The 1,120-nt window shown below is 69.6% G+C and carries 3 protein-coding genes; all 3 read left to right on the top strand.

All coding sequences use genetic code 11. The features are described from left to right. A partial coding sequence (locus R1101_RS0124035; protein ID WP_016935700.1) for a glycosyltransferase occupies window positions 1–376 on the top strand: 376 nt, incomplete at its 5' end. Between the two features lie 39 nt (window positions 377–415). Further along, window positions 416–805, top strand: a complete 390-nt coding sequence (locus tag R1101_RS0124030; protein WP_037225094.1) for a polyketide cyclase / dehydrase and lipid transport — start codon at window positions 416–418, stop codon at window positions 803–805. 104 nt (window positions 806–909) lie between these two features. After that, a partial coding sequence (locus R1101_RS0124025; RefSeq protein ID WP_016935698.1) for an SRPBCC family protein occupies window positions 910–1,120 on the top strand: 211 nt, incomplete at its 3' end.

Below are 1,120 nucleotides of genomic sequence, written 5' to 3'. Positions count from 1 at the left end.
GCACCACACCGTCGCCGACGTGTTCGCGATGCCGTGTCGCACCCGCGGCGGCGGTCTCGACGTCGAGGGCCTGGGCATCGTCTACCTCGAGGCGTCCGCGACCGGTGTCCCCGTCGTGGCCGGCAGATCGGGCGGGGCCCCGGAGACGGTGCGGGACGGCCGGACCGGGTACGTCGTCGACGGCACCGCGGTGACGGCGGTCGCCACCGCCGTGTCCGGCATCCTCGCCGATCCCGACCGTGCCGCCGCAATGGGCGCGGCCGGTCGCGAGTGGGTGTCCACCGACTGGAGATGGGATGTCCTGGGAGCGAGATTGCGCGGATATCTCGACGCCGCGACGCCACCGGGCGAGACCGTGGCGCCGTCGGCGGGGTGACCGGACGGGCCGGCGGCGCGATGTGTGAAGCTGTCCTGCGTGAGCAGCATTCAGGTGGCGGATCAGACCTTCGTAGCGGCGCCCCCCGAGCGCATCGCCGAGGAGGTCGCGGCGCCCGATCGGTGGCGTGCCTGGTGGCCCGATCTCACGCTGACCGTGCGTGAGGACCGTGCCGAGAAGGGCATCCGGTGGACGGTGTCGGGCCCGCTCGAGGGGACGATGGAAGTGTGGCTCGAACCGGTCCTCGACGGCGCGGTGATCCACTACTTCCTGCACTGCGAACCGGCGGGTGTCCCACCCGAGCGCGTCGCAGGTCTCGACCTCGCCGCCATGAACCGGACGCGCCGGGTCCAGGGAAAGGTGATGACCTTCGAGGTCAAGCAGCGTCTCGAGGCCGGTCGTCCGGCAGGCGAGCCACCGCGCCTCTGACGGACCGAAGTGCCGATACCGTTGTCCGCAGAGTGTGTGATAGACCGTCGGAACGGGACTGATCGGTGTACACCCGAGGGACCGAGAAAGGGAGCCGTCACCACATGGCCGAGAAGACGAAGAGGTCGATCACCATCGACGCGCCGGCCGAGCGTGTCATGAAGGTCATCGCAGATTTCGATGCCTATCCCACCTGGGTGTCGGCGGCGAAGACCGTGGAGGTGGTGGAACACCGCCCCGACGGGCGGGCAGAGCGCGTGCGCTTCGTCCTGGATGCCGGCATCGTCAAGGACACCTACGTCCTGCGGTACAAGT

This window comes from Rhodococcus sp. R1101 (assembly GCF_000278445.1).
GTDB lineage: Bacteria > Actinomycetota > Actinomycetes > Mycobacteriales > Mycobacteriaceae > Rhodococcus > Rhodococcus gordoniae.
This window is presented reverse-complemented; position numbering and strand designations above follow the sequence as displayed.